Consider the following 6,088-nt stretch of genomic DNA (forward strand, 5'->3'; position numbering starts at 1 on the left):
CCTGCCCGAAGTGCCGGGTGTTGCCGTGGTGTTCGAACCGGCACCGGGCGAGAAATGCGCCCGCTGCTGGCAAATTCTGCCCGATGTCGGCACGCATAAACACCCCTGCACCTGCGCGCGCTGCAACGCCGCGCTGGGTTGAACTGAACCGCCTTGATCTGATGATACAGATCAAGGCGGAAATTTCCGCGCGCGACCCTATATAGGATACAGGGCAACCCGCATCCCCATTGCAACAAGGTGATATCATGCCGAACAAGACCACTCGCCTCGCCCGCAAGACCGCTGTGCGCGCCGCCATGCTGGCGCTGGAGCAGGCCGAACTCGACTATGCCGAGGAAAAGCACGATAGCACCGCCGAGGAATCGCTGCTTGATGATCGCGAAAACTGGGACAAGGATGATATCGCCATGTCCCGCACCGCCGCCGATCAGGCCATGGCGCTCGATCAGCCGGTGTTCATCCATACCGCCAAGATCGAGGCGCTGGAGGAGATGGATTTCGCCCTGACCGACACCGTGGAACCAGGCGCGATTGTTGTTGTGGGTGGGCGCAATTTCGTTGTGGCCGTGGCGACCTCGCAGTTTGACTGCGACGGTAAAACCTATATGGGCATTTCCGAAGACAGCCCGATCTTTCGCGCGATGGACGGGTTGAAAGCAGGGGAAAGTTTTGATCTGAACGGCAAGACCCTGAAGATTGACGACGTGATCTGACCCGCCGTGATGGAGCATCAAGCCGTTTTCCATTCGCCCTTCGGCCCCTTCGCGGTGGTGGAGGAAGGCGGGCTGATCACGCGGATCGACTGGGCTTCGCGCCGGTCCAATCCGACGCCACTGTTGCGTGAGGCGTGTCGGCAGTTGGGCGAGTATTTCGACGGCAAGCGGCAGGTGTTTGACCTCGCGCTGGATTTCGGCACTGGATTTCAGGAACAGATGCGCCACGCGATGTTCGCGATTCCCTTTGGTGAGACCCGAACCTACGGAGATCTGGCGCGTCTGCTTGGCCGTCCAGCGCAGGCAATCGGCCAAGCCTGCGGCGCGAACACCACGCCGATCCTGATCCCCTGTCACCGCGTACTGGGTGCTACGGGCCTTGGTGGGTTTTCGGCGCCCGGAGGGGTGGAAACCAAGGTTGCTTTGCTAAAGCTGGAAGGCGCTGCGGGTCTGCTGATTTAACGCATCCGCAACAATTTCGGCCAGAAAAACTCTGGCCATTTTCCAGAGAGATCCCAGAGAGTTTCCAGGCTCTTAACCTTTTGGATAGGCTTTGCGTGGTTCGGGTATGATCTGCTGCGCGATGCCGGCGAACGTCAGGTAAAGCGAGGTCACAATCAGCCCCCAATGCGCCCAGCTTGCCGGGTGGAAATCAACCCAAGTTGCCCAGCCGGCAAAGAAGGTCCAGGCCAGTGCCATCGGCAGGGATATCTGGTTCCAACGTGCCGTTCGGGTCGGGTGGATGAATTTCAGCGGTAGGAACATTGCTATGGTCAAGGCGAGGACGAAGGCGAGAATGGTCCAATACCCCGGCTGCAACGCAAACATCACCAGTACGAACATATTCCAGCATGCCGGAAAGCCGGAAAAGGAATTATCCTTTGTTTTCATCCGGGTATCGACGAAGTAAATCACCGACCCGTAGGTGATGACGATGATGACAATCCACCCGGTCCAATCAGGCAGCAACCCTGACCTGAACAGCGCAAAGGCCGGGATGAACACATAGGTTAGATAGTCGATGATCAGATCAAGCAGCACACCGTCATAGGTGGCGAAGTTCTTTTTTACATCGTAGCGTCGAGCTAACGGGCCATCTATGCCGTCCACCACCAGCGCAACGACGAGCCACCAGAACATCGCGTCCCATTTCTCATCCACCGCGGCGAGCATCGCCAGCATTGCGAGGACAGCCCCGGTTGCCGTAAAGAGGTGAACAAAAAGTGCCTTCAATCTCAATGTCATAGCGAAGCTCATTGTCTGTTTGGCCCTGTCACGCGCGCGGATGTGCCTTCGCATATACCGCCATCAATTGCGCAGTATCAACTGCCGTATAGGCTTGCGTTGTCGAAAGTGAGGCATGGCCGAGCAATTCCTGTATCGCCCGCAGATCGCCCCCGGCGGTCAGCAGATGGGTGGCGAAGGAATGGCGCAAGGCATGCGGTGTCGCAGTGGCGGGCAGGCCCATGCGCGCCCGCACCCGTTCCATCACGCCCGAAATAAGCCTTGGGTTCAACGCTCCGCCCCGCGCGCCGCGAAACAGCGGGGCATTGGCAGAAATCTCATAGGGACAAAGGGTTACATAGCGGGAAACCGCGTTTCGCGCGGCGGGCAGCACTGGCACCAGACGTTCCTTGTCGCCTTTGCCGATGATGCGCAGAACCTGCGGCAGGGGCGAGGCGGCCCCGGTCAGGCCAAGCGCCTCCGATATCCGCAAGCCGCAGCCGTAAAGCAGCGTCACCACAGCGGTATCGCGCGCGGCGACCCATTCTTCGCGCGCGTCATCACCAATGGTCTCAAGCACTTGCAGAGCGGCATCTTCGGCCAAAGGCCGCGGCAGTTTGCGCCGAAACTTTGGCGCACGGGTCGAAAGCGCCGCCGTGGCGTCCAGCCCTTCGCGGTCGGCGAGCCAGGCGGTAAAGCCTTTTACCGCCGACAAAGCCCGCGCCAATGATCGCGCGCCAACGCCGCGCCCCTTTTCATGCGCCATCCACGCCCGCATATCGCTTTGCGGCAGGGCCACCAGTGCTGCAAGCCCTTCGGTTCCGCCCCGATGGCCTGCCTGAAACGCAAGGTAGCCGGAAACGTCTGTGGCATAGGCTTTCAGCGTGTTCTGCGCCGCACCGTTCAGCGCGCGCAGATGTGCCAACCATTCCGCCAAAGCCGCGCGGGCGGCGGGCGATATGGCAAGGCTCATGACAACCAGCGCCGCATTGTCCGCTCAAAAACTCCGGCGAAAAACGCAAGCAAATCGGTGCCTTGGGTTGGTTTGAACTGATGCGGGTCTTCGGCACCCAGCACGAGCATTCCCGGCAAACGCCCTTTGCCGAAGTCCAGCCGCAACAGCGCCTCGGACCGGATCCAGCCGGCGCGTTCGCCGTAAAGCGCATCCGATGCCGGCACCACTTGCCGCAAAGTCACCGGGCGCAGCGACACGTTCCGCCCGCCTGCGACATATTCGGCGATGAAGCCGGGTTCGGCGACATAAAGCACTTCGCCGAGTTTGCGCAGCGCTGGATCATCGGTGCTTTGCACCGATTCCAGCACGAGCCGCACGCAATCCACCCGCAGGGTTTGCATCACATCGCCGCCAAGGCTTTGCAGAAACTCCTCAAAATTCAGCGGGTCGAGCATTTGCAGAATCGCGCGGTGGACCTGGTTGGTCCCCGCAAGGTTTTCATAGGCTGCGGCGATTACGGAGCGGTGGGTATCTTCCAGCCGGTCCAGCCGGGTTTCCAGCCGTTCCATCGCGATGCCGCGCAGATCGACGATGTTGGAGCCCATGGCCCGCTCATTCGCCGCGATCAACGCGCGCATGACATCCTGATCGTCTAAAATATGTTCCGGTGCCGCGATGATGCGGTCGCGCATGTCCTGTTCAATCATACTGCTGCCTTGTTGTTTTGCGGCAGTTTATCAGGGCTGCGGCGGATTTTCCCGCCTTTTTTGCGATTGGCGGTAAATCCATGGGTCAATGGGGCAAATCTGCCATGCCCTGCCGTACTGCGGGCTATAAAGCGCCGGTGTTGCTAAACATCCGGCGCTTTGGCGAACCTTCGAAGATCAGACGATTTTCTGACCGGTCTTGGCCCAGTCTTTCATGAACTGCTCCAACCCTTTGTCGGTCAGAACATGGGATGCAAGACCCTTGATCACAGCAGGCGGAGCCGTCACCACATCCGCGCCGATCAGCGCGCATTGCGTTACATGATTGACGCTGCGGATGGAGGCGGCGAGGATTTGCGTCTCGAACCCGTAATTGTCGTAGATCGTGCGGATATCGGAAATCACGTCCAGCCCGTCGAGGTTGATATCGTCCAGTCGCCCGATGAAAGGGCTGATGAAGGTCGCCCCGGCCTTGGCGGCAATCAGCGCCTGATTGGCAGAGAAACAAAGCGTGACATTGACCATATTGCCTTCGGAAGACAGCACTTTACAGGCTTTCATCCCGTCCCATGTCAGCGGCACTTTCACCGCGATATTCGGCGCGATTTCGGCCAGTTTGCGGCCTTCGGCGATCATTTCATCTGCGGTCAGGGCGACGACTTCGGCGGAAACCGGGCCGGAGACGAAGCTGCAAATCTCTTTCGTGACTTCCAGAATATCGCGCCCGGATTTCAGGATAAGTGAGGGGTTGGTGGTGACGCCATCCACCATGCCCAGATCATTCAGTTCGCGGATTGCATCCACATCGGCGGTATCGACAAAGAATTTCATGGCAGGTGTCCTTTGGGTGTTACAGCGGGGGTTGCAGGTGTAATACCGCAAATGCAGCGACGGCGAAAGGGCAAGGCGTGACGGTTGAGCATTGGCAGGCGGGCGAAGTGATCGGCGTGGCCGTGACCGAAAATTTCGGGCGCAGCCTTGGCCCGGTGCTGGATTACCGCGCGCCGGATGGCGGTTGCGCTTTGGGGGATTTTCTGGAAGTCCCGCTTGGCCCGCGCAAGATTTTGGGCGTGGTCTGGGGGCCGGGCGTAGGTGGAATTGACCCCGCCAAACTGCGCGCTGCCTACCGCGTATTGGATGTGCCGCCGATGCGCGATGAGATGCGCGCATTTCTGACGCGCGCCGCCGATTACACGTTGACGCCGTTGTCGGCGATGCTGCGGCTTGCCACCCGCGCGCCGGGGCTGGACAGCCCGCCTTCCACCCGTCGGGTTTACCGGCTGGGATCGGGTGATCCGGACCGCGCGACGGATGCGCGTGCAAAGGTGCTGGCGGTGCTGCGCGACTATGGCGGGTTGTCATTCACTCTGCGGGAACTTGCTGAACAGGCCGGGGTGACGCCTTCGGTTATCAAAGGCCTGGTTAAATCCGGCGTGGTGCTGGAGGAGGAAGCCCCGCGCGATTTGCCTTACCCGCGCCTTGACCCGGCGGCGATGGTGGTGCGCCTCGCGGGCGACCAGATTGCGGCCGGGGATGCGCTGGTGGCGTCGGTGGCGATGGGCGGCTATTCTGCAACGCTGCTGAAAGGGGTCACCGGGTCCGGCAAGACGGAGGTGTATCTCGAAGCGGTGGCCGAATGTCTGCGTCAAGGGCGGCAGGCGCTGGTTTTGCTGCCGGAAATCGCCCTGACATCAGAATTCATCAACCGGGTGGAGGCGCGTTTCGGCGCGCGCCCTGCCGAATGGCATTCCGGTGTGACCATGACTGAGCGGCGGCGGCTGTGGCGGATGGCGGCGCATGGCGGCGCGCAGTTCGTCGCAGGCGCGCGGTCGGCGCTGTTCTTGCCGTTTCAGGACTTGGGCCTGATCGTGGTGGATGAGGAACATGACACGTCTTACAAGCAGGAAGAAGGAGTGATCTACAATGCCCGCGATATGGCGGTGTTGCGGGCGGCGATCTGTGGATCGGCGATTGTTCTGGCTTCGGCCACGCCCAGCCTTGAGTCGTGGGTTAACGCGCAGTCGGGGAAATACGGGCGGCTCGACCTTGGTACGCGGTTCGGTGTCGCCGAAATGCCGGATATGCGGGCGATTGACATGCGGGCGGAAAAGCTGCCCTCCACGCGCTGGATTTCGCCCACCCTCGAAAATGCGGTAAAGGCGCGGGTCGCGGCGGGTGAGCAATCGCTGATTTTCCTCAACCGGCGCGGCTATGCACCTGTGACCCTGTGCCGGGCCTGCGGTGCGCAGGTGGGCTGCGATGATTGCGACGCGCGGATGGTGGAGCATCGGTTCCTCAACCGGCTGATGTGCCATCAATGCGGCGCGACGAAACCGATGCCCGAGGTCTGTCCGAGCTGTGGCGTGGCGGGGAAGATGGCGCCGGTCGGGCCGGGGGTGGAGCGGTTGGCCGAAGAAGTGATTGCGTTGTTTCCCGATGCGCGGGTCGCGGTGCTGTCATCGGACCTGTTCGGGTCGGCGCGGGCG

8 protein-coding genes are annotated in these 6,088 nt (G+C 60.9%); 4 read left to right on the forward strand and 4 right to left on the reverse strand.

The features are described 5' to 3' along the window. Positions 1-28: 28 nt before the first annotated feature. The 3 genes from L0H65_RS19810 to L0H65_RS12865 all read left to right on the forward strand — a co-directional run bounded on the left by L0H65_RS19810 (position 29) and on the right by L0H65_RS12865 (position 1,178). Positions 29-142 carry a zinc finger domain-containing protein gene (locus L0H65_RS19810; RefSeq protein WP_367651994.1) on the forward strand — a complete coding sequence of 38 codons (114 nt, stop codon included), beginning with the start codon at positions 29-31 and terminating at the stop codon, positions 140-142. 106 nt (positions 143-248) lie between these two features. Continuing rightward, entirely contained in the window at positions 249-716 is a 468-nt protein-coding gene (locus L0H65_RS12860; RefSeq protein ID WP_301459451.1) for a hypothetical protein, read from the forward strand. A gap of 9 nt (positions 717-725) precedes the next feature. Continuing rightward, complete coding sequence (locus L0H65_RS12865; RefSeq protein ID WP_301459452.1) at positions 726-1,178, forward strand: methylated-DNA--[protein]-cysteine S-methyltransferase; 453 nt, start codon at positions 726-728, stop codon at positions 1,176-1,178. A gap of 72 nt (positions 1,179-1,250) precedes the next feature. On the opposite strand, the gene L0H65_RS12870 is transcribed toward L0H65_RS12865, so the two are convergent. From L0H65_RS12870 to fsa, 4 genes are all read right to left on the reverse strand, one after another. Continuing rightward, complete coding sequence (locus L0H65_RS12870) at positions 1,251-1,961, reverse strand: phosphatidylcholine/phosphatidylserine synthase (RefSeq protein ID WP_301459453.1); 711 nt, start codon at positions 1,959-1,961, stop codon at positions 1,251-1,253. Between the two features lie 28 nt (positions 1,962-1,989). Further along, positions 1,990-2,913, reverse strand: coding sequence for a tyrosine recombinase XerC (locus L0H65_RS12875; protein ID WP_301459454.1), 924 nt, complete (start codon positions 2,911-2,913; stop codon positions 1,990-1,992). Next, positions 2,910-3,602: a DUF484 family protein gene (locus tag L0H65_RS12880; protein ID WP_301459455.1), complete on the reverse strand. Its 693-nt coding sequence runs from the start codon at positions 3,600-3,602 to the stop codon at positions 2,910-2,912. Before L0H65_RS12880 ends, L0H65_RS12875 begins: the two co-directional genes overlap by 4 nt. A gap of 177 nt (positions 3,603-3,779) precedes the next feature. Then, entirely contained in the window at positions 3,780-4,433 is a 654-nt protein-coding gene (gene fsa, locus L0H65_RS12885) for a fructose-6-phosphate aldolase (protein WP_301459456.1), read from the reverse strand. A gap of 107 nt (positions 4,434-4,540) precedes the next feature. On the opposite strand from fsa, the gene priA reads away from it, so the two are divergent. Continuing rightward, positions 4,541-6,088, forward strand: a 1,548-nt coding sequence (priA, locus tag L0H65_RS12890) for a primosomal protein N' (protein WP_301459457.1), incomplete at its 3' end; no start/stop codon positions are given.

This window comes from Pseudorhodobacter sp. (assembly GCF_030452865.1).
Lineage (GTDB): Bacteria > Pseudomonadota > Alphaproteobacteria > Rhodobacterales > Rhodobacteraceae > Pseudorhodobacter.

Excerpts from the sequence above, each read along its gene's own strand:
- L0H65_RS12860 (WP_301459451.1), top strand. The coding sequence starts at position 249 with ATGCCGAACAAGACCACTCGCCTCGCCCGCAAGACCGCTGTGCGCGCC.
- L0H65_RS12865 (WP_301459452.1), top strand. The coding sequence starts at position 726 with ATGGAGCATCAAGCCGTTTTCCATTCGCCCTTCGGCCCCTTCGCGGTG.
- L0H65_RS12870 (WP_301459453.1), bottom strand. The coding sequence starts at position 1,961 with ATGACATTGAGATTGAAGGCACTTTTTGTTCACCTCTTTACGGCAACC.
- L0H65_RS12875 (WP_301459454.1), bottom strand. The coding sequence starts at position 2,913 with ATGAGCCTTGCCATATCGCCCGCCGCCCGCGCGGCTTTGGCGGAATGG.
- L0H65_RS12880 (WP_301459455.1), bottom strand. The coding sequence starts at position 3,602 with ATGATTGAACAGGACATGCGCGACCGCATCATCGCGGCACCGGAACAT.
- fsa (WP_301459456.1), bottom strand. The coding sequence starts at position 4,433 with ATGAAATTCTTTGTCGATACCGCCGATGTGGATGCAATCCGCGAACTG.